The organism is Nevskia sp. (assembly GCF_051860985.1).
GTDB lineage: Bacteria > Pseudomonadota > Gammaproteobacteria > Nevskiales > Nevskiaceae > Nevskia.
The window spans coordinates 66,570-86,537 of sequence record NZ_JBIMKV010000013.1; the positions used below are offsets into that span (position 1 = coordinate 66,570).

At 67.8% G+C, this 19,968-nt stretch carries 16 protein-coding genes and 2 tRNA genes; 10 read left to right on the top strand and 8 right to left on the bottom strand.

What is annotated here, in order from left to right; genetic code table 11:
• The first annotated feature begins 143 nt into the window (after window positions 1–143).
• A complete protein-coding gene (gene dnaB, locus ACTIGJ_RS13805; protein ID WP_439640955.1) occupies window positions 144–1,496 on the top strand; it encodes a replicative DNA helicase in 1,353 nt (450 codons plus the stop codon).
• 27 nt (window positions 1,497–1,523) lie between these two features.
• Window positions 1,524–2,606 carry an alanine racemase gene (gene alr, locus ACTIGJ_RS13810; RefSeq protein ID WP_439640904.1) on the top strand — a complete coding sequence of 361 codons (1,083 nt, stop codon included), beginning with the start codon at window positions 1,524–1,526 and terminating at the stop codon, window positions 2,604–2,606.
• Window positions 2,607–2,652: 46 nt separating this feature from the next.
• Here alr and panE read toward each other — a convergent pair whose 3' ends face one another.
• A complete protein-coding gene (gene panE, locus ACTIGJ_RS13815) occupies window positions 2,653–3,585 on the bottom strand; it encodes a 2-dehydropantoate 2-reductase (RefSeq protein ID WP_439640905.1) in 933 nt (310 codons plus the stop codon).
• A gap of 402 nt (window positions 3,586–3,987) precedes the next feature.
• On the opposite strand from panE, the gene imuA reads away from it, so the two are divergent.
• The 5 genes from imuA (at window position 3,988) to ACTIGJ_RS13840 (ending at window position 10,353) form a co-directional block, all read left to right on the top strand.
• Window positions 3,988–4,623, top strand: coding sequence for a translesion DNA synthesis-associated protein ImuA (imuA, locus tag ACTIGJ_RS13820; protein ID WP_439640906.1), 636 nt, complete (start codon window positions 3,988–3,990; stop codon window positions 4,621–4,623).
• Between the two features lie 5 nt (window positions 4,624–4,628).
• Window positions 4,629–6,080 (top strand): Y-family DNA polymerase, encoded by a 1,452-nt coding sequence (locus tag ACTIGJ_RS13825; protein WP_439640907.1) that lies wholly within the window; start codon window positions 4,629–4,631, stop codon window positions 6,078–6,080.
• 16 nt (window positions 6,081–6,096) lie between these two features.
• Window positions 6,097–9,291 carry an error-prone DNA polymerase gene (locus ACTIGJ_RS13830; RefSeq protein ID WP_439640908.1) on the top strand — a complete coding sequence of 1,065 codons (3,195 nt, stop codon included), beginning with the start codon at window positions 6,097–6,099 and terminating at the stop codon, window positions 9,289–9,291.
• 127 nt (window positions 9,292–9,418) lie between these two features.
• Window positions 9,419–10,042 carry a transcriptional repressor LexA gene (gene lexA, locus ACTIGJ_RS13835; RefSeq protein WP_439640909.1) on the top strand — a complete coding sequence of 208 codons (624 nt, stop codon included), beginning with the start codon at window positions 9,419–9,421 and terminating at the stop codon, window positions 10,040–10,042.
• Window positions 10,039–10,353 carry a hypothetical protein gene (locus ACTIGJ_RS13840; RefSeq protein WP_439640910.1) on the top strand — a complete coding sequence of 105 codons (315 nt, stop codon included), beginning with the start codon at window positions 10,039–10,041 and terminating at the stop codon, window positions 10,351–10,353. The genes lexA and ACTIGJ_RS13840 overlap by 4 nt, the downstream gene beginning before the upstream one ends.
• A gap of 264 nt (window positions 10,354–10,617) precedes the next feature.
• On the opposite strand, the gene ACTIGJ_RS13845 is transcribed toward ACTIGJ_RS13840, so the two are convergent.
• The 3 genes from ACTIGJ_RS13845 to ACTIGJ_RS13855 all read right to left on the bottom strand — a co-directional run bounded on the left by ACTIGJ_RS13845 (window position 10,618) and on the right by ACTIGJ_RS13855 (window position 12,685).
• Window positions 10,618–12,189 (bottom strand): long-chain-fatty-acid--CoA ligase, encoded by a 1,572-nt coding sequence (locus ACTIGJ_RS13845; protein WP_439640911.1) that lies wholly within the window; start codon window positions 12,187–12,189, stop codon window positions 10,618–10,620.
• A 311-nt stretch (window positions 12,190–12,500) separates the two neighbouring features.
• A tRNA-Glu gene (locus tag ACTIGJ_RS13850) sits at window positions 12,501–12,576 on the bottom strand.
• Between the two features lie 33 nt (window positions 12,577–12,609).
• A tRNA-Ala gene (locus ACTIGJ_RS13855) sits at window positions 12,610–12,685 on the bottom strand.
• Between the two features lie 245 nt (window positions 12,686–12,930).
• Between ACTIGJ_RS13855 and efp the strand changes: the two genes are divergently transcribed.
• The 3 genes from efp (at window position 12,931) to ACTIGJ_RS13870 (ending at window position 15,135) form a co-directional block, all read left to right on the top strand.
• Entirely contained in the window at window positions 12,931–13,500 is a 570-nt protein-coding gene (efp, locus tag ACTIGJ_RS13860) for an elongation factor P (RefSeq protein WP_439640912.1), read from the top strand.
• Between the two features lie 67 nt (window positions 13,501–13,567).
• Window positions 13,568–14,584 (top strand): recombinase RecA, encoded by a 1,017-nt coding sequence (gene recA / locus ACTIGJ_RS13865; RefSeq protein ID WP_439640913.1) that lies wholly within the window; start codon window positions 13,568–13,570, stop codon window positions 14,582–14,584.
• 11 nt (window positions 14,585–14,595) lie between these two features.
• The gene (locus ACTIGJ_RS13870; protein ID WP_439640914.1) at window positions 14,596–15,135 is read left to right on the top strand and encodes a regulatory protein RecX; all 540 of its coding nucleotides are present in this window, start codon (window positions 14,596–14,598) and stop codon (window positions 15,133–15,135) included.
• Between the two features lie 26 nt (window positions 15,136–15,161).
• Here the strand turns inward: ACTIGJ_RS13870 and ACTIGJ_RS13875 are convergent, their stop codons facing one another.
• Genes ACTIGJ_RS13875 through ACTIGJ_RS13890 form a run of 4 tightly spaced genes read right to left on the bottom strand, consistent with a single transcriptional unit; the run spans window position 15,162 to window position 19,931 of the window.
• A complete protein-coding gene (locus tag ACTIGJ_RS13875) occupies window positions 15,162–16,688 on the bottom strand; it encodes a M16 family metallopeptidase (protein WP_439640915.1) in 1,527 nt (508 codons plus the stop codon).
• Window positions 16,685–18,055 (bottom strand): M16 family metallopeptidase, encoded by a 1,371-nt coding sequence (locus ACTIGJ_RS13880; protein WP_439640916.1) that lies wholly within the window; start codon window positions 18,053–18,055, stop codon window positions 16,685–16,687. Before ACTIGJ_RS13880 ends, ACTIGJ_RS13875 begins: the two co-directional genes overlap by 4 nt.
• A gap of 47 nt (window positions 18,056–18,102) precedes the next feature.
• Window positions 18,103–18,801, bottom strand: a complete 699-nt coding sequence (gene hda, locus ACTIGJ_RS13885; RefSeq protein ID WP_439640917.1) for a DnaA regulatory inactivator Hda — start codon at window positions 18,799–18,801, stop codon at window positions 18,103–18,105.
• Window positions 18,798–19,931 carry an AI-2E family transporter gene (locus ACTIGJ_RS13890; protein WP_439640918.1) on the bottom strand — a complete coding sequence of 378 codons (1,134 nt, stop codon included), beginning with the start codon at window positions 19,929–19,931 and terminating at the stop codon, window positions 18,798–18,800. Before ACTIGJ_RS13890 ends, hda begins: the two co-directional genes overlap by 4 nt.
• Window positions 19,932–19,968: the final 37 nt, after the last annotated feature.

The window sequence follows — 19,968 nt, forward strand, 5'->3', positions numbered from 1 at the left end:
GGTGGTTTTGCACGGTTTGTCCACAGGATAATCAGGGCTTGTTCCGTCGCAGCCGCAATGCCGCGCGCGCAGGCTCCAAGGTCAGCCGAGAGATCATGATGGCCACTCCGTTCCCGAATCCGAACCCTGCCCAGGCGCCGCGGCTGGCCGCCAGCCCGAAGCACCCGCCGCATTCGATCGAGGCCGAGCAGTCGGTGCTCGGCGGCCTGCTGCTGAACAACCGGGCCTGGTACGAACTGGTCGACCAGGTGGCCGAGGAGGACTTCTACACCCAGGACCACCGGACGATCTTCAAGGCGATCGCCGAGCTGCTGAATGCCGGCCGGCCCTGCGATTTCGTCACGCTGTCGGAGCACCTGCGTCATCAGGGCAAGCTCGACGAAGCCGGCGGCATGAGCTACCTCGGCACCCTGGCGGCGGATACGCCGTCGGCGGCCAACATCAAGGCCTATGCCGAGATCGTCCGCGAGCGCTCGGTGCTGCGCAGCCTGATCGCGGTGGGGCAGGACATCGCCGAACTCGGCTACCAGCCGGACGGACGCCCGCCCGGCACCCTGATCGATGTCGCCGAGCAGGGCGTGTTCGCGATCCGCGCGCGCGGTTCCAAGGCCGCCAGCCAGGCCAAGGAAATGCCGGCGCTGATGGACGCCATCGAAGCCCGCCTGGAGATGCTGCGCACCAATCCGAACGGCCTGGCCGGTTGTCCGACCGGCTTCACCGATCTCGATGCGATGACCCAGGGCATGCACCCGGGCGATCTGATCATCGTCGGCGGCCGTCCGGGCATGGGCAAGACCAGCTTCGCGATGAACATCGCCGAGCACGTGGCGATCGAGCAGAAGCTGCCGACCGCCGTGTTCTCGATGGAAATGTCGGCCGAGCAGCTGGCGCTGCGCGTGCTGTCCTCGTTCGGCCGCATCGACCAGCAGGCGCTGCGCTCCGGCGACATGGAAGACGGCGACTGGAGCCGTCTGGTGTCGGCCAGCGGCCTGCTGCGCGAAGCGCCGCTGTTCATCGACGAGACCGGCTCGCTGTCGCCGCAGGAACTGGCCGGCCGCGCCCGCCGCATCGCCGCCAAGCATCCGAAGCTGGCGCTGATCGTGGTCGACTACATCCAGCTGATGCAGGTGCCGTCGAACCGCGAGAACCGCACCAACGAGATCTCGGAAATCTCCCGCTCGCTGAAGGCGCTGGCCAAGGAGCTGAAGGTGCCGATCATCGCGCTGTCGCAGCTGTCGCGTTCGCTGGAAGCGCGCCAGGACAAGCGGCCGATCATGTCCGACCTCAGAGAGTCCGGCTCCATCGAGCAGGATGCCGACATGGTGCTGTTCGTCTACCGCGACGATTACCACAACAAGGAATCGGCGCAGCAGGGCACCGCCGAGATCATCATCGCCAAGCAGCGTTCGGGCCCGACCGGCAAGATCAAGACCGCCTTCCTCGGCAAGTACACGCGCTTCGACAACCTGGCGCCCGAGTACATGTACAACGGCTGATCCGCGTTTTTTCGTCCGCACACTGCAATGGCCATTCCCCGCGTCACCGCGACGGTCGATCTGTCGGCGATCCGTCACAACCTGGGCCGCGTCCGCGCGCTCGCGCCACAGTCGAAGGTCATGGCGGCGATCAAGGCCGATGGCTATGGCCACGGCGCGGTGCCGGTCGCGCGGACGCTGGCCGAGGCCGGCGTCGACGCCTTCGCGGTCGCCTGTCTCGAGGAAGCCGTGACCTTGCGCGACGCCGGCATCGGCACCCGCATCGCGCTGCTGGAAGGCGTGCTGTCGCGCGAGGAAGCGCTGGAAGCCGCAGCGCTGGGACTGGAGATCGTCATCCATGATCGCTGGCAGCTCGAACTGCTGGCGGGGCTCGCCTTTGAAACGCCGCTGGCGGTCTGGTTCAAGCTCGACAGCGGCATGCACCGGCTCGGCTTTCCGCTGGCCGAGGCCGGCGCGCTGCTGAAAGCGGCGCTGGCCCAGCCGCAGTGGCGGCTGCAGGGCTGGATCACCCATCTGGCCTGTGCCGATGACCTCGACAGCCCGATGACCGCAGCCCAGATCGACGCCTTCAAGGCGACCATGGCCTATCTGCCGGGGGCTCGCTCGATCGCCAATTCCGCTGGCCTGATCGCCTGGCCGCAGGCGCGGGTCGACTGGGTGCGGCCGGGCCTGATGCTCTACGGCGCCAGCCCGCTGCCGGGCCGGACGGCGGCTGATCTGGATCTGAAGCCGGCGATGCAGGTGGCCAGCCGGCTGATCGCCGTGCACGAGATCGCCGCTGGCGAAACCGTCGGCTACGGCGCCACCTACCGCTGCCCGGAAACGATGCGGGTCGGCGTGGTCGCGGTCGGCTATGCCGACGGCGTACACCGCATCCTGCCGACCGGCGCGCCGGTGCTGATCCACGGTGTCCGGGTGCCGATGATCGGCCGGGTGTCGATGGACATGATTACCGTCGACCTGCGGGCGCTGCCGCAGGCGGCGGTCGGCGATCCGGTGATCCTCTGGGGCGATGGCCTGCCGGCCGAGGAAGTCGCGACCTGGGCTGGCACGCTGGCCTACGAGCTGTTCTGCGGCCTGACCAACCGGGTGCACTACCGCTACCTGTGATGCGGGCGCCGCACGCCTTCCGGGGCGCGCGGCACACCGGCCTCCTTCAGGCCTTGCGTGGCTTCTTCAGGCCCAGCTCGTAGATCTTCAGGCTGGCGTAGGCTGCCTTCAGCAGCGGCGAGGCCAGGCCCTTGGCCGTGCCACGGGCGATCAGGTCGCCCAGCACATGGTCGGCTTCGACCTTGCCGCCGTGCTCGAGGTCGCGAAGCATCGACGCCTTGGCCAGCGAGCCGGACTCGGTCAGGATCGCGCGGACGCCGTCGGCCACATTCTGGCGCGGCGCATGGCCGTGGGCGCCGGCGATGGCGATGCATTCGTCGAGCGTGTCGAGCATCAGCTGGCGGCCTTCGTCCGCCGCCACGATGTCGCCGACATTGGCACGCAGCAGGCAGGTCATGCCGGCGAGGCTGGCCAGCATCACCCACTTTTCCCACAGCGCCTGCTGGATGCCGTAGCTCGACTTGCCATCGAACTTGCAGCCGGCGAGCAGGGCATCGATCGCCTCGACCCGGGGCGTGCGGCGTTCGTCGGCCTCGCCGAAGCGCAGGGCGTGCAGCCGGCTCAGATGTTCGATCGCGCCATCGCTGCTCAGCTGGACGGCGATCGAGCAGAGGCCGCGCAACACCTTGTCGGCGCCGAAACGGGCGTCGAGCAGCTCGAAATGGCGCAAACCGTTGAGCAGCGGCAGCACGGCGGTGTCGGGGCCGATGGCCGGGGCGATCGCGGTGATCGCCGAATCCAGGTCGTAGGCCTTGCACGACAGGATCACCAGATCGAAGGTTTCGTGGACATGGCCGCTGATCAGCACCCGCGGCTTCAGGCGCAGATCGCCGACCGGGCTGCGGATCACCAGACCGTTGCCACGCAGTTGCGCGGCGCGGTGCTCGCGGACCAGGAACGTCACATCGCGGCCGGCTTCGAGCATGCGCCCGCCGAAATAACCGCCGGTGGCCCCGGCGCCCAGCATCAGCACTTTCATCGTGTGGATCAGTTGACCTGTGGTGGAGAAGGAGATGCCGCCTACCGTGGCATATCCATGATGACGATGTCTCGATGATATTCAGCAAGGCCTGTGCCGAATGGCGGCCGGCCGGCGTCGTGCCGTGAAACACCCATCCGGCCGCGACTGGCCTTGTGCAGGGCACGGGATTTCGCACGTCGAACCGGTCAGGAATCGGTCAGGAATCGGCTAGGAATCGAGAGGGGCAGCAGCCGAACGGCAGATGCAGATTGGTCGGTGAAATTGTATAAATATACATAAATCACTGTTTCGATGACCTCTCATGCTGCCCGTCCTGCCGGTTCCAATTGCTTCTTCATTATGCGAAATCAAAGGCTTGCCCCGTCTTCTGCAGGTTCTGCATGAACTACGGGGGCTGCCATGACCGCCCCGGCACCCACCTTGAGCGAAGTGCTGGCGCGGCCGGATGTCTGGCGTGGCAGCAGCTTCGCCCGGGTCACCGCCGAGCCCAGCGGCCATGCCGAGCTGGACCGCCGGCTCCCCGGCGGCGGCTGGCCGGTCGGCGCGCTGACCGAGCTGTTCCCGGAGGCCCAGGGCATCGGCGAGATGCAGCTGGTGCTGCCGTGGGTTGCCCGGCTGACCCAGGCCGGCGGCCGGGTGGCGATGGTCGATCCGCCGCACCTGCCGTTCGCCCCGGCGCTGGCCCAGGCCGGCGTGGTGCTGAGCCGGTTGCTGCTGGTGCGACCGCAATCCGAGGACGGTGGCCTGTGGGCGACCGAGCAGATCCTGCGCGCCGGCCCCTGCGGTGCGGTGCTGGCCTGGCCGGGGCGGCTCGGTCAGGTGGAGCTGAAGCGTTTCCAGCTGGCCGCCGAAGCCGGCAAGACCACGGCGCTGATGTTCCGCGAGCCAGCGGCGGCGGCCGAGTTTTCGCCAGCGGCGCTGCGCCTGAAGCTCGCGGCCCGGCCCGGTGGCCTGCAGATCGACATCTTCAAGTGCCGTGGCGGCACCCCGGTAGCGGTTGATCTACTGCTGCCGGCGCGGTCTGCGAACGGCTGATCGCGATGCTCTGGCTGTGTCTGCATCTGCCGCAGTTCGCGATCGAGGCGCTCGGCGAGAGCAGCCCGGAGCGCGTGGTCACCGCCCGTCGCGGCGCGCGCCGCTGGGTGATCGCCGGCGCTTCCGGGCGCATCGCGCCGGGTACCGATTGGGGCACCGTGCAAACGCTGCATCCGGACATCCGCGCCGTCGAGCGCAGGCCCAGAGCCGAGCGCGAAGCGATGGCGGCGCTGGCGGCCTGGGCCTATCGATACGGCTCGGAACTGGTCTGGGAGATCACCGAAAGTGACCTGGACTACGGCCTGCCGTGCGCGCTGCTGTGGGTCGACATCGGCGCGAGTCTCAAGCTGTTCGGCGGGCTCGATGCGCTGCTGGCGGACTTCGACGCCGGCTTCGCCGACAGCGGCCACAGCGGCCAGCGCGGCGTGGCCCCGACCTTGGAAGCGGCGGCGCTGCTGGCGCGGTCCGGGCTGAGCGAGCCGGTGCTCGACGCCGCCGCGCTGCCGGCCGCGCTTTCGGACCTGCCGCTGGCGGCGCTGCCGCTGGCACCGAAGGTGCAGGACGCTTTGAAAGCCGTCGGCCTGGACACGATCGGTGAACTGCTGGCCCTGCCGGCCGCGCCGCTGGCCAAGCGCCACGGGCCGGCGTTCACGCTGTATCTGGACCGGCTGCTGGGCCGCCGGCCTGACGTCCGGCCGCGCTACCGGCTGCCGCCGAAATACCAGCGCCGCTTCGACCTGCTCGGCGAGGTCGAGCACGCCGAAGGCCTGCTGTTCCCGCTGCAGCGGATGAGCCGCGAACTGGGCTATTTCCTGAAGGCTCGCGACACCGGCCTGCAGGCGTTCCGGCTGGTGCTGAGCCACGGCCGCGCCAGCGGCGGCAAGGCGCAGCCGGATACCGTGCTCGACCTGCGGCTGGCCAGCCCGGCGCGCGATGCCGAGCGCCTGCTGCGGGTGCTGCGCGAGCGGCTGGGCCGGCTGCCGCTGCCCGCGCCGGTGCACAGCCTGAAGCTGCAGGCCGATCAGTTCATCGAGCCGCCGACCGGCCAGGGCGATCTGTTCGACAGCCATGCCGGCGATGACGAGGCCTGGAGCACGCTTGTCGAAAAGCTGGTCGCCCGGCTCGGTGCCGATGCGGTGAGCGCGCTCGGCCTGGTGGCCGATCACCGTCCGGAACGCAGCTGGCGGCTGCGCGCCTGCGATGCGCCTGCACCGTCGCCGGCCGCGTTGCTCGGCCTGGCGGCGCTGCCGCCGCGACCGGTCTGGCTGATCGATCCACCGAAGCCGCTGGCTGCAGCACCGGCCAGGATAGCTGGCTTCGAACGGCTGGAAGGCGGCTGGTGGGACGGCGACGATGTGCAGCGCGACTACTACCGCAGCGAGGTGCAGGGCAGCAGCCTGTGGGTGTACCGCGATCGCCGCAGCGAAAGCTGGTTCCTGCACGGCGTCTGGGCCTGAAGCGGCGAGCCGTCCGATGCCTGAGGCGCGCAATCCGGTCGACGAAACGCCCCCGGCCGAACGCAGCCGGCAGCTGGCCCGGCTGCTTGCCCCGCTGCCATCGCTGCGGCAGCCGGAGCTGCCGCTGCTGCCGGCCGTCGACTACGCCGAGCTGCACTGCCTGTCGCACTACAGTTTTCTGCGCGGCGCTTCGTCGCCGGCCCAGCTGGTCGAGGCTGCGCAGGCGCAGGGCTACACGGCGCTGGCGATCACTGACGAATGCTCGATGGCCGGTGCCGTGCAGGCGCATGTAGCGGCGAAGGAACGCGGCTTCAAGCTGATCGTGGGCAGCGAGTTCCGGCTGGATGACGGCCTGCGGCTGGTGCTGCTGGCGCCGGATCACGCGGCCTATAGCCAGATCTGCCGGCTGATCACCACCGGCCGCCGCGCCGCCGACAAGGGCGACTACTTCCTGACCCGCGCCGACCTCGTCGATCTCGACCAGACCCTGGCGCTGTGGCTGCCGCCGGATGACGACACGCAGGCCGAAGGCGAGGGCGGTTTCGTCGCCGCAACCTTCGGCAACCGCGCCTGGATCGCCGTGGAACTGCACCGCAGCGGCGACGACCGCGCCCGGCTGCAGCGGCTGCAGAGCCTCGGCCGGCATCTGAACCTGCGCTGCACGGCGGCTGGCGATGTCCACATGCATGTTCGCGAAGCGCGCGCGCTGCAGGACACGATGACCGCGATCCGTCACGGCCTGGCGCTGGAAGACTGCGGCGCGCGGCTGTTTCCGAACGGCGAGCGCCATCTGCGGCCGATCGCCGAACTGCGCAGCCTGTATCCGGACGCGCTGCTGGCCGAAGCGGCGGCGATAGCCGCCCGCTGCACGTTCACGATGGCCGGGCTGAACTACGAGTATCCGCACGAGCTGGTGCCGGACGGCCACGACCGCAGCAGCTGGCTGCGCGTGCTGACCGAGCAGGGCCTCCGCGACCGCTGGCCGGATGGCGAGCCGCCGGCCGTGCGCCGGCAGATCGAGACCGAACTGGAGCTGATCATCGAGCTGCGCTACGAAGCCTTCTTCCTGACCGTGCACGACATCGTGCGCTGGGCGCGGTCGCGGAGCCCGGAAATCCTCTGCCAGGGCCGTGGCTCGGCGGCCAATTCGGCGGTCTGCTACGCGCTCGGCATCACCAGCGTGAACCCGGCCGAGCAGCGCCTGCTGTTCGGCCGCTTCCTGTCCCGCGAGCGCAACGAGCCGCCGGACATCGACGTCGACTTCGAGCATCAGCGGCGCGAGGAGGTGATGCAGTACATCTACGGCAAGTACGGCCGCGACCGGGCCGCGCTGGCTGCCACGGTGATCCGCTATCGGCGGAAATCCGCGATCCGCGATGTCGGCCGCGCGCTCGGCATCGGTGCCGACGAGATCGACCGCCTCGCCAGCTCGCTGGCCTGGTGGGACGAGCCGGACAGCCTGCCGATCCGGCTGCGCGAGCAGGGCTTCGATCCGGACACGCCCGTCGTCGCGCGCTGGCTGGCGCTGGTCAAGGCGCTGATCGGCACGCCGCGGCATCTGTCGCAGCACGTCGGCGGCTTCGTCATTTCCGAGCATCCACTGCACGCGCTGGTGCCGGTGGAGAACGCGGCGATGCCGGATCGCACGATCATCCAGTGGGAGAAGGACGATCTGGAGGCGCTGGGGCTGCTGAAGGTCGATTGCCTGGCGCTAGGCATGCTCAGCGCGATCCGGCGGATGTTCGATTTCATTCGTCTCGAGAAGGGCATCCAGCATTCGATCGCCAGCATTCCTCGCGATGACAAGGAAACCTTCGAGATGATCCAGGCCGGCGACACCGTCGGCGTGTTCCAGATCGAATCGCGGGCGCAGATGAGCATGCTGCCGAGGCTGAAACCCGCGAACTTCTACGACCTGGTCATCCAGATTGCCATCGTCCGCCCCGGGCCGATCCAGGGCGGCATGGTGCATCCGTACCTGAAGCGCCGGAACGCCCCGGAAACAGTCAGCTACCCGAGCGAAGCACTCAAGGAGGTGCTGCAGCGAACCCTCGGTGTGCCGCTGTTCCAGGAACAGGTGATCGAGATCGCCAATGTCGCCGCCGGCTTCACCCAGGGCGAGGCCGACCAGCTGCGTCGTGCAATGGCCGCCTGGGGCAAGGACGGCTCGCTGCTGCCGATGCGCCAGCGCCTGCTTGATGGCATGGAGCGCAACGGCTACCAACGGAGCTTCGCCGAACAGATCTTCGAGATGATCAAGGGCTTCGGCTCCTATGGCTTCCCGGAATCGCACTCGGCCAGCTTCGCGCTGCTCGCCTATGTCTCGTCATGGATCAAGTGCCACCACCCGGCGGCATTCTTCGCAGCACTCGTCAACAGTCAGCCGATGGGCTTCTATGCGCCGGCGCAGCTGATCCGCGAAGCGCGCCGGGCCGGTGTCGAGGTGCGGCCGGTGGATGTCGCCAACAGCGACTGGGAGTGCAGCCTGGTGCGCGGACGCGAGAGGCCGGCGATCCGGCTCGGGCTGCGGCTGATCGCCGGCTTCGATGCCGATGCCGCCAAGCGTCTGCTGGCTGCGCGCCGCGAGGCGCCGTTCGCCAGCATCGAGGATCTGGTGCGGCGCGCCGGGCTCGATGATCGCGCCCGCCGCCTGCTGGCTAGGGCCGATGCGCTGCGTCGGCTGGCGGGACACCGTCATGCCGCCCACTGGGACGTGCAGGGGTTCGACGACCTGCCGCCGCTGCTCGACGGCCACGCGGCAACGGAGCACGACATCGCCTTGCGGCCGCCGGCGGAAGCCGAGGACGTGCTGGCCGATTACCAGAGCACCTCGTTAAGCCTGCGCCGTCATCCGCTGGCACTGCTGCGGCCGAAGCTGGCGAAGCTGGGTGTCCGCACCTCGGCGGACATGGCAGCACTCAAACATGGGCAGGGCGTGCGGGTGGCCGGGCTGGTGCTGAATCGGCAGCGCCCGCAGACCGCCAAGGGCGTGCTGTTCATGACGTTGGAAGACGAAACCGGCTGTCACAACCTGATCGTCTGGAAACGCGCCTTCGACGCCCAGCGGGCCGTCGTGCTCGGCAGCCGGATACTGATCGTGGCCGGTGAGCTGCAGAAGGTGGATGGCGTGACCCACATCGTCGCCCGGCGATTTCGCGATGCCAGCGACTGGCTGACTGGCCTGCCGGTGCCCGCGCGCAACTTCCACTGACCGCCGACCAGAAGAAAGGCGCCAGCGGACGGCGCCGGTATATCGGTCTGGTGCCGACGAACGGCACTTTACAGCGGGAACCGGTGATTTGTATAAATATACATATCACGCACTCACCCGCACTTCGATGACGGATCTTACTGCACGGCAGGCCCAGGTACTCGACTTCATCCGCACGCACATCGCCGAAAACGGCGGTGCGCCGACCCGGGCGGAGATCGCCGCAGCCTTCGGCCTGCGTTCCGCGAACTCGGCGGAGCAGTACCTCCGTACCCTGGCCGAGAAGGGGCATCTGGAAGTGACCGGGCAGGCGCGCGGCATCCGGCTCGCTGCCCAGCACCGCGAACGCCGCGTTGAAATGCTCAAGGTGCCGGTCGTCGGCCGAGTCGCGGCCGGTCTGCCGATCCTCGCAGTCGAAAACCTCGACGATCACCGCGATCTCGCCGCCAACCTGTTCGAGCCGGCGCCGGATTTCCTGCTGCGCGTCAAGGGCCAGTCGATGCGCGATGCCGGCATCCTCGATGGCGACCTGCTGGCCGTGAAGCGCGCCAGCAATGCCATGAACGGCCAGATCGTCGTGGCCCGCATCGGCGATGAAGCCACGGTCAAGCGCTTCAAGCGCGACGGCCACATCGTCAGCCTGATTCCCGAAAACAGCGACCCGGCCTACCAGCCGATCGTCCTCGACCTGCGTCAGCAGGAACTGGTGATCGAAGGACTGGCCCTGGGCGTCATAGGAGTACGTCGATGAACCTGCAACAGCAACGTGAAGAAGCACGCCGCCGCCGGCTGATCAACCGCAGCGTTGTCCAGCATCGTCAGCGTTATTTCGACGAAGTCCGCCGGGGCATCGTCGTGCAGGCCGCCACGCCTGGACGAGAGCTGACAGGGCCGCTCGCGATTTCGTCGCAGTTCATCGCCGGCCCGGCGCTGCCCGACAATCCCGCGGTCACGCGGTTTCTGAAGGCGGGTATTGTCGCGACGATGCTCGGGCTGGTCGTGCAGTTTCGATCGCCGCTGCTCGACGCCGTGCTGTCCGCCATCCCTGGCGTCGCGGGCTGAGGTCATGGGCCGGCGCGCCACTTCGGCATCCGCTTGTGGCGCCGCTGCCCTTGCGCACCGGCCAGCGGCAAGCGTGATCGTGGCAGCGGGCAAGGATTACCGCTCGTGCTGGTCCGCGCTTCCAGGCAGTGTGCGACAACGACTCGAACCCATGCTGCTGGCTACCCCGCCGGTCGGCGAGCCGATGGGCGTACCAAGGGCAACGGCGCACGGATGATGGGCCCGAAAGCATTAGCGATTCGGGCCCGTCCCATCCGAGGGCGTCTACTGCGTCGCGATGGCCGCGCGCTTGCCGCGAAGCACGAACTTCTGAATCTTGCCGGTTGCCGTCTTCGGCAATTCCAGCACCACATGGAACGCGGTCGGCACCTTGAAGTGCGCCAGGTTCTGGCGGCAGAACGCTTTCAGTTCGCCATCAGCGAGGCTGGCGCCGTCGCGCAGCACCACGAAGGCTTCGGGCGATTCGCCCCATTTTTCATGCGGCATGCCGACCACCGCCACTTCGACGATGGCGGGGTGCCGCAGCAACGCCGCTTCCACCTCGATCGAGGAAATGTTCTCTCCCCCGGAAATGATCACGTCCTTGATGCGGTCGCGGATCTCGATGTAGCCGTCCGGATGCACCACAGCAGCATCGCCCGTGCGGAACCAGCCGCCCTTGAGAGCCTTCGCGCTGGCCTCCGGATCGTTGTAGTAGCCGCGCATCACGGTGTTGCCGCGCGCCACGATTTCGCCGAGCGTCGCGCCATCAGCTGGAACCGGCTGATCGTTGTCGTCGAAGACTGCGGTTTCACCCGAGGTGATCAGTTCGACGCCCTGACGAGCCTTGATCCTGGCGCGCTGTTCGGACGTCAGCTCGCTATGCGCAGGCAGTGGCTCGCAGATGGTGATGAAGGGCGACGTCTCGGTCAGTCCGTAGGCCTGGGTGATCGTCCATTTCAGCTCGCCTTCGACGCGTTCGATGGTCGCCGGAGCCGGCGGCGCGCCTGCGGTGATCACCTGCACGCCAGGACGTACGGCACGGCGCTGCGCCTCCGGCCCATTGGCAATGCCGATCAGCACTGTCGGGGCGGCACACAGCAGGGTCACGTGCTCGCGGTTGATGTGCTCATAGATCGCCAGCGGTTCGACCTTGCGCAGGCAGACATGGGTGCCGCCGACTGCCGTCACCGTCCACACGAATGTCCAGCCGTTGGCGTGGAACATCGGCAGCGTCCACAGGTAGCGATCCGATGGTGTCATGTGCAGGTGAACGAGCACGCCGACCGAGTTCATCCAAGCGTTGCGGTGCGTGATCATCACGCCCTTGGGACGCGACGTCGTGCCGCTCGTGTAGTTGACCGACAGCAGGTCGGTCTCTTCCACCGGATGGCGCTCGAAATCCGGGCTGGCATCAGCCAGCAGCTTTTCGTATTCCAGCCAGCCGGCACGTGTGCCTTCGAACGCGATGAAATGCGATACGCCGGGCAACTGGTTGCGAATACTGTCGATGGCTTCGAAGTAATCGGGGTGTGCGCAGACGACCTTCGCACCGCTGTGATTGATCAGGTAAACGAAATCATCGGCCGTCAGTCGATAATTGATCGGCACGATCACGGCACCATACTGCGGAGCCGCGTAGTACATCTCGAGGTTGCTGTGCGTGTTCGGCGAGATCAGAGCGACACGGTCGCCCTTGCCGACGCCAAGCGATTGCAGCGCGGAAGAGCCTCGATCGCAACGGCCAAGAAACTGCGCATAGGTGAACCGGTGCTCGCCGTCGACGACCGCTTCGCGATCGGCGTGCAGCTTCAGCGCGCGACGCGCGAAATCCAGCGGGCTCAATGGCGTTTCCACGGCGACTTCTCCTCGTTAGTGCTTGCCAGGAGGGCCGGCGACATCCGCATGCCGTGCCTGACGGAATCAAGCTTACCGGCCGTGGTGGCAATGGGTATCGGCTCTTCGTCGAATACAGCCCTGGAAGGGGTTCGCCCGCAGAAGGCGGGATCGGTGCAGCAACGCGGGGAAACGTATTCGCAACATGCGTTGTGGACGCAGTGTTGCGAGGCAGACGAACGCAGCTTCGCCACACCGCAACGAATGCAGCGGGCGTTGATTGAGAAATGGAGTCTGTACAACCTGCATCATCGGAAGCGCGTGTTCGATGATGGCGTCCCTACGGGGATTCGAACCCCGGTTCTCACCGTGAAAGGGTGGTGTCCTAGGCCTCTAGACGATAGGGACAACGAGGCGGTGAAACATGTACCACTTGGGAAGTGGTGGAGCCAGCCGGGATCGAACCGGCGACCTCTTGCATGCCATGCAAGCGCTCTCCCAGCTGAGCTATGGCCCCGTGCAGCGGAGGCGCAGTATAGGAGGGTGCTTCGCAGACCTCAAGCGCTTTTTTCAAAAAACTTCGAGGTACTGGAAATCGAAGGCTGCGGAACGTTCGGCGTCCCCGCAGCGCAAGCAGCCAGTGGTGGCGGTATTCGGCAAAACGGCAATCCATTAGACTGGAAGACCGTTTTCACCCCGCCGAACCGTGCGTGCAGCAAGGTCGGCCCATCCGACCACCAGACCCCTCACAGCGGAACTCTCATGGCTACTGTCAGCACCAACGAAATGAAGTCGGGCGTCAAGGTTCTCATTGACGGCGAACCGTACGCGATCCTCGACAACGAATACCGCAAGCCTGGCAAGGGTCAGGCCACGAACACGATCAAGATCCGCGCGCTCAAGACCGGCCGCGTGTTCGAGAAGACCCTGAAGTCCGGTGACACCTGGGAACTGGCGGACGTCGAACAGACGGAAATGCAGTACCTCTACAACGACGGCGAGTTCTGGACCTTCATGGATCCGGTCAGCTTCGAGCAGATCCAGGCCAATGACGCTGCGATGGCCGACGCCAAGCAGTGGCTGAAGGGCGAGGAAACCTGCACGGTGCTGCTCTGGAATGGCGTGCCGCTCAGCGTGGCCGCCCCGAACACCGTGATCCTCAAGATCACCGAAACCGATCCCGGCCTGCGTGGCGACACCTCGGGCGGCGGCGGCAAGCCGGCCAAGCTTGAAACCGGCGCCATGGTGCGCGTGCCGCTGTTCGTCCAGCAGGACGAACTGGTGAAGGTCGATACCCGTACCGGCGAATACCTCGCGCGCGCCGGCAAGTAAGCAGTTCACTAGGCAGACGAAGATCACGATGGCGAAGCCCAACGCAGCACCGACCGGTACCACGACCATGGACGACAATCGGAAAAAGGCACTGGAAGCCGCCCTTAGCCAGATCGAGAAACAGTTCGGCAAGGGCGCAGTGATGCGGATGGGCGCCGACGATCCGGCGCGCGATGTTGAGGTCGTGTCGACCGGTTCGCTGGCGCTGGATGTTGCACTCGGCATCGGCGGCTTGCCGAAGGGCCGCGTCATCGAAATCTATGGTCCCGAGTCGTCCGGTAAAACCACGCTGTGCCTGCAGGTGGTCGCGGAGATCCAGAAGCACGGCGGCACGGCAGCCTACATCGACGCCGAGAACGCTCTTGATCCCCAGTATGCGGAGCGCCTGGGCGTGCAGGTGTCGGACCTGCTGATCTCGCAGCCGGACACCGGTGAACAGGCGCTGGAAATCGCCGACATGCTGGTGCGCTCGAACAGCGTCGATTGCATCGTCGTCGACTCGGTGGCGGCGCTGGTGCCGAAGGCCGAAATCGAAGGCGAGATGGGCGACAGCCACGTCGGCCTGCAGGCACGCCTGATGTCGCAGGCGCTGCGCAAGCTCACGGCCAACATCAAGCGTTCCAACACGCTGGTGATCTTCATCAACCAGATCCGCATGAAGATCGGCGTGATGTACGGATCGCCGGAAACCACCACCGGCGGCAATGCGCTGAAGTTCTACGCCTCGGTGCGCCTCGACATCCGCCGCACCGGCGCGATCAAGAAGGGCGAGGAAGTGGTCGGCAACGAGACGCGCGTCAAGGTCGTCAAGAACAAGATGGCGCCGCCGTTCCGCGAGGCGCACTTCGAGATTCTCTACAACGAAGGCATCTCCAAGCTCGGCGAATTGATCGACCTCGGCGTCGAGCACGGTTTCGTCGAGAAATCCGGCGCCTGGTATGCCTACAAGGGCGACAAGATCGGCCAAGGCAAGGACAACTCGCGCAACTACCTGAAGGAGCACCCCGAAGTTGCCGATGCCATCGAATCATCGCTGCGGGCCAAGCTGATGCCGGCGCGGACGCGGACGCCGGCAGCGGAGTAAGCAGGCGCACGATGGAAAGGCAGCGGCGCGGGCGCAAGCCACCAGCGCCGCTGGCACCCGAAGGCGCGCGCGAGCGGGCATTGCGGGCGCTGGGGCGGCGCGAACACAGTGCTCGGGAGTTGACGCGCAAGTTGACCCACGACGGGCTTGACCCGCACAGCGCCACGGAAGTGGTTGAAGCGCTCAGCGAATCCGGCTGGCAGAGCGATGCCCGCTACGCCGGTCTGCTGGTGCGCTCCCGCATCGGCCAGGGTTACGGGCCGCTGCGGATTCGGGCGGAACTGTCATCCCGCGGTGTCGAGGAGTCGTTGATCCGCGCGGCGCTGGACGAAGCCGAACCGGACTGGCTGGCCATCGTTCGCCAGCTTCATGACCGACGCTATGGCCAGCCCGCAGCGAGCCCGAAAGAACGCGCCAGCCGCTACCGCTATCTGGCTGCGCGCGGATTCACCGGTGCCCAGGTGTCGTCGGCGTTGGGGCGCACAGCGGCAGATGACGACGCCTTCCCCGCAGACGACGACGTCGTCGATCCGGCAGTCGACGGCGACTGACCCGTCGGTTCGGCGATGCCTTCGTGTCAGCGGGGAGGCGCCGAGCGCAGATCGGCCATGTCGAGATCGAGCTGCGTCAGACGGATCGTCCGTACCGTCATGCCCTGACGGCGCAACGCGTCCTCGAATGCCCGGGCATCGCCGACGATGACCGCGCGCAGCGCGTCGGGAAGCAGCTGCTGGGCGTACTGGCGCAGCGTTGCCGAGGTGACGGCCTCGATGCCGGCCAGTTGTGCAGACAGCCCGTTCACCGCAGGCCCCTCGATCAACTGTGTCGCCACCGCTTCGGCCAGGCCGTCGGCGGTTTGCAAGGCGCGCAGGGTGCGGCCGGCCAGCGCCGCCTTGCGGGCCGCCAGTTCCGCTTCGGGCACGATTTCGGTACGCAGCCGCTGCAGCTCCTGCCGCATCACCGCCAGCACCTCGGCGGCGGCGGCGTTCTTCGTCTGCGCGCTTGCGTACAGGGCGCTCACGCCGCGATGCAGGTCGAGTTCGGCGCGGGCGCCGTAGCTCAGGCCGCGACGAATCCGGATTTCCTGGTTCAGCCGGGACGAATAGCCGCCGCCCAGCACGGCGGTCAGCAGCCGCGCGCGGTCGCGTGCCCGTGAATCGCCTGACGGCAGCGCGCTGCCGAGCATGACGGTGGCCTGTCCAGCGTCCGACTGGTCGATGACCAGCACCTCCCCGGCGTCTGCCGACGACGGCGCCAGCTGCGGTTCGGCAGTTGCCGCTGGAATCACCGGGCGGAGCGCCGCAGTCGGAATCGGTGTACCTGGCAACCAGTCGCCGAAGAGCTGTGCGGCCAGCGCGATGCCGGTATCCGGCGCGAGGTCGCCGGTCAGCACCAGCACACTGTTGTCGGGGCGGTAGTGACGTGCGTGCAGCGCCTTGACGCCGGCGACCGTGAAGCGCGACACGCTGGCCGCCGTGCCCGATACCGGGTGCCCGTAGGCGCCTGCGCCGTGCACGCGCCGTGCGGCAACCCAGGCCGCGACGTCCGCCGGATCGGTCATCCGCAGCCGCAGGTTGTCGACGGTCTGCACCCGCAGACGCGCGATGTCATCGGCGGCAAAGGCCGGATAGCGCAGCACCTCGGCCAGCAGCTCGAGCGCGGCAGCAAGTTTCGGCGCCGTCACGGTGATGCCGATCCGGCTGGCATCCCATCCCGCACCGGCGCGCAGCGTGCCGCCCAGCGCTTCGGCGGCGTCGGCCAATTGCGCCGCCGTGCGCGCCCCGCCGGGCGCGCGGCTGCCCAGGGTCAGTGCCGTGGCGGTGAAGTCCGCGAGACCGGCCTGTCCCGGTGGATCGATTTCGCTGCCAGAGGCCAGCAGCCAGTCGATCGCCACCAGCGAACGGCCGGGGTTGGGCACCACGATCACTCGCAGGCCGTTGGCGAACGTGGTTTCGACCGGCGCCGGTGGGGACCACGCCGGAGACGCCGCGATCGGCGGCAGCAGGCCGTCATCGGCGGTCGCCGCTGGCGCCTGCTGGCGCTGGCAGCCAGCGAGCAGCGCCAGTGCTGCGATCAGGCCCAGCATGGCTGGCCGGCGGTTCATCGGCGGTCCTTGTGCGGCACATCGGACCCGGCGGGGCGGTATTCCAGCGTCGTCCGATGCCCTTGCAGCAGCACCTCTCGGACCACCCGCTGCACGTCGGCAGCGGTCACCGCCAGCAGCGCCGGCAGTTCGTCGTTGGCATGGCCGGCGCGGCCGGTCAGCAGCCAGGCGTCGCCGAGCGCGGTGGCCCGGCCATCCACGGTTTCGCGCGACTTCAGCTGCTCGGTCAGCAGCAGGGTTCTGGCCTTGTCGATCTCGGCGGTGGCAATCGGCGCATCGGCCAGCTGGCGCAGCGCGGCCAGCGCCGCGCTTTCGAGCCGGGCCAGCGAACGGCCGCCGGCCACGACGGCGATCAGCGAGCACAGACCGCCATCGGCCAGGGCGTCGTAGCGGAAGCTCACCTCCTGGGCGAGCGGCTGACGCTCGACCAGCGTCTGGTACAGCCGTGACGAGCGCCCGCCCGACAGCAGCATTTCGGCGATGCGCAGCGCGGCCGCATCCGGGCTGGCGGCCGGCGGTGCCAGCCAGGAAATCGCCAGCGCCGGCAGCGGCACCTGCGGCAGCCGTACCGTGCTGCGGCGATCTTCGGTGCGCGGCGGCTCGACGACCGTGACCCTCGGGATCGCGGTCGCGGGACGCGGAATGGCGCCGAAGTGGCGATCGACCCAGCGATCGAGCTGGGCCGGATCGAAGTCGCCGCTGACCACCAGCGCGGCGTTGTCGGGCCGGTAATAGGTGGTGTGGAAGCTGCGCACATCGGCGAGTCCGGCGGCGTCGAGGTCTTCGATGCTGCCGATCGTCGGTCGCCGGTACGGATGCCGTTGCCAGGACAGCTGCTGCAGCAGGTGTTCAAGGCGGCCGTATGGCGGCGTCAGCACGGTCTGGCGGAATTCTTCCTGCACCACGGCGCGCTCGGACCGGAAGCTGTCGGCGTCGACCTCGCGATGCTGCAGCCGTTCGGCTTCGGCCCACAGCAGCCGTTCCAGGTGGCCGGACGGCACCGTGTCGAGGTACTGGGTGCCGTCGTCGCTGGTCCCGGCGTTGTTCTCGCCGCCGACGTCTTCGGTCAGCCGGTCGAACTGTTCGGCCGCGAGGTGCCGTGTGCGCTTGAACATCAGGTGTTCGAACAGGTGGGCGAAGCCGCTGCGGCCGGGCGGGTCGTCCTTGGCGCCGACGCGGTACCAGACCTGCACGGCGACGGTCGGGCTGCGGTGATCTTCGAGGCTCAGCACGGTCAGGCCGTTGGCCAGCACCCGCTCGCGGTAGTCGAGCGGCGGCAGCTGCAGCGGCATCTCGGCGGCGAGCGCAAGCGGCAGCACTGCCAGCAGAGCCAGCGCGATCCGGTGCAGCGTCGGCAGGGCGGGCATCGGCTCGGTGCGGATCAAGGCCGTTCGCGGGTCGACGGCGGGCGGGCTCAGCCGCCGGCCAGTACCTGCTGCACGAATGGCAGGGTCGGCCGGCGCCGTGCGGCCAGCGCGGCGCGATCGATGCGCGCCAGCGCGGTCAGCAGGCTGGCGGTGTCGCGCGGCAGGTGGGTCAGCATCCAGTGAACGGTTTCGAACGGCAGATCCAGACCGAGGCGCTGCGCGCGTGTCTTCAGCATCGCGGCATGGGCATCGTCGTCGAGCGCGCGCAGCGGAAAGCTGGCGGCAGCACAGAGCCGGGTCCGCAGATCCGGAAGCCGGGCGATCGCCAGCCGGTCCGGCGGCAGCGCTGCCGACAGCAGGCAACGGCCGCCGTGGCTCTTCACGGCATCCAGCAGGCGCAGCAGCGCCTGCGCCCAGTCGCGGTCCTGCAGCGGCGCGTCGACATCGTCGACGCAGACCAGATCCATGGTCTCGAAGCCGTGCAGCACGGCCGGGTCCTCGGCCGCGAACGAGGCCAGCGGCAGATAGGCGGCGCGTGCCCGGCGCGCCAGTGCATCGCGCGAGGTGGCCTGCAGCAGATGGGTCTTGCCGCAGCCGCGCGGGCCGTGGATCAGCGTGGTGCCGCCATCGCCTTCGCCCAGCTCGCGCAGCGCCGCCAGCGCCTGGGCATTCGGGCCAGCGTGAAAGTTGTCGAAGCTGGCGGCGTCCGGCAGCTGCACGGACAGCGGCAGTTGCTCGCCGATCACGGGGGCGCTTCGGATTCCGGTGCCGGCGACGTGGTATCGCCGGGGTCGAGGTACAGCGGGCTCCGGGCCCAGCGTTTCAGTGCGTGGCGCACCAGCACCGCCAGCACGGCGGCGACCGGCAGCGCCACCAGCACGCCGACGAAGCCGAACAGCTGGCCGCCGGCCATGATCGCGAAGATCACCGCTACCGGATGCAGGCCGATCCGGTCGCCGACCAGCATCGGCGTCAGTACGCCGCCTTCCAGCATCTGGCCGATGGTGAACACCAGGGTCACCCAGGCGACGCCGGTGATCGACTGCTCCTGCACCAGCATGGCGATGCTGGCGGCCAGCAGGCCACCGACGAAGCCCAGGTACGGCACGAAGCTGACCAGGCCGGACAGGATGCCGATCAGCAGCGCCACCTTCAGGCCGACGATCCACAGGCCAAGCGAATAGATCACCGCCAGCGCCAGCATCACCAGCAACTGGCCGCGGATCAGCGCGCTGAGCACGTCGTTGGCTTCGCTGGCGAAGGCGATGCCCTGCGGCAGCAGTCGGCGCGGAATCAGGTTGCGGACGCGCGCCACCATCAGGTCCCAGTCGCGCAGCAGGTAGAAGCTGACGATCGGGATCAGGAACAGGTTGGCGACAAAGCCGAGCAGCGCCGGCGTCGAGCGACCGACATAGCCGGCGATGATCGACGCGAAATCGGTGGCCCCATCCCAGTGCGAGGCCAGGAACTTGCGCAGGCTGTCGACATCGAGCTGGTAGCCGCGCGGCATCTTCAGGCCCAGCTTGGGCATCGCCACCTGCTGGACCCATTGCGCCCAGTTGGGAATGTTGTCGATCAGCGACAGCACCTGGGTCTGCAGCAGCGGCACGATCAGCAGCAGCGCCAGCACCGTGACCAGCGTGACCAGCACGAACAGGATGCAGACGGCCACGGTGCGCGACAGCCGATGGCGTTCCATGCGATCGACGATCGGATCACCGATGTAGGCGAACACGGCACCGACCGCGAACGGCGACAGGATCGGCGCCAGCAGGTACAGCAGCACCAGCAGCACGCCGATCAGCAGGTACCAGCCCCAGTGTTCGCGCAGCATCGACAGGGCCGTCGACTTCTCTGAAGCAGCCGCTGGAGTCATGGAACACGGGAAGGGAGCGGGAACGGCTAAAATCATA

Coding starts and splice junctions, on each gene's coding strand:
- ACTIGJ_RS13840 (WP_439640910.1), top strand. CDS start 10,039: ATGAACCTGCAACAGCAACGTGAAGAAGCACGCCGCCGCCGGCTGATC.
- ACTIGJ_RS13890 (WP_439640918.1), bottom strand. CDS start 19,931: ATGACTCCAGCGGCTGCTTCAGAGAAGTCGACGGCCCTGTCGATGCTG.
- ACTIGJ_RS13870 (WP_439640914.1), top strand. CDS start 14,596: ATGGAAAGGCAGCGGCGCGGGCGCAAGCCACCAGCGCCGCTGGCACCC.
- panE (WP_439640905.1), bottom strand. CDS start 3,585: ATGAAAGTGCTGATGCTGGGCGCCGGGGCCACCGGCGGTTATTTCGGC.
- efp (WP_439640912.1), top strand. CDS start 12,931: ATGGCTACTGTCAGCACCAACGAAATGAAGTCGGGCGTCAAGGTTCTC.
- recA (WP_439640913.1), top strand. CDS start 13,568: ATGGACGACAATCGGAAAAAGGCACTGGAAGCCGCCCTTAGCCAGATC.
- alr (WP_439640904.1), top strand. CDS start 1,524: ATGGCCATTCCCCGCGTCACCGCGACGGTCGATCTGTCGGCGATCCGT.
- lexA (WP_439640909.1), top strand. CDS start 9,419: ATGACGGATCTTACTGCACGGCAGGCCCAGGTACTCGACTTCATCCGC.
- ACTIGJ_RS13880 (WP_439640916.1), bottom strand. CDS start 18,055: ATGCCCGCCCTGCCGACGCTGCACCGGATCGCGCTGGCTCTGCTGGCA.
- imuA (WP_439640906.1), top strand. CDS start 3,988: ATGACCGCCCCGGCACCCACCTTGAGCGAAGTGCTGGCGCGGCCGGAT.
- ACTIGJ_RS13825 (WP_439640907.1), top strand. CDS start 4,629: ATGCTCTGGCTGTGTCTGCATCTGCCGCAGTTCGCGATCGAGGCGCTC.
- ACTIGJ_RS13875 (WP_439640915.1), bottom strand. CDS start 16,688: ATGAACCGCCGGCCAGCCATGCTGGGCCTGATCGCAGCACTGGCGCTG.
- ACTIGJ_RS13830 (WP_439640908.1), top strand. CDS start 6,097: ATGCCTGAGGCGCGCAATCCGGTCGACGAAACGCCCCCGGCCGAACGC.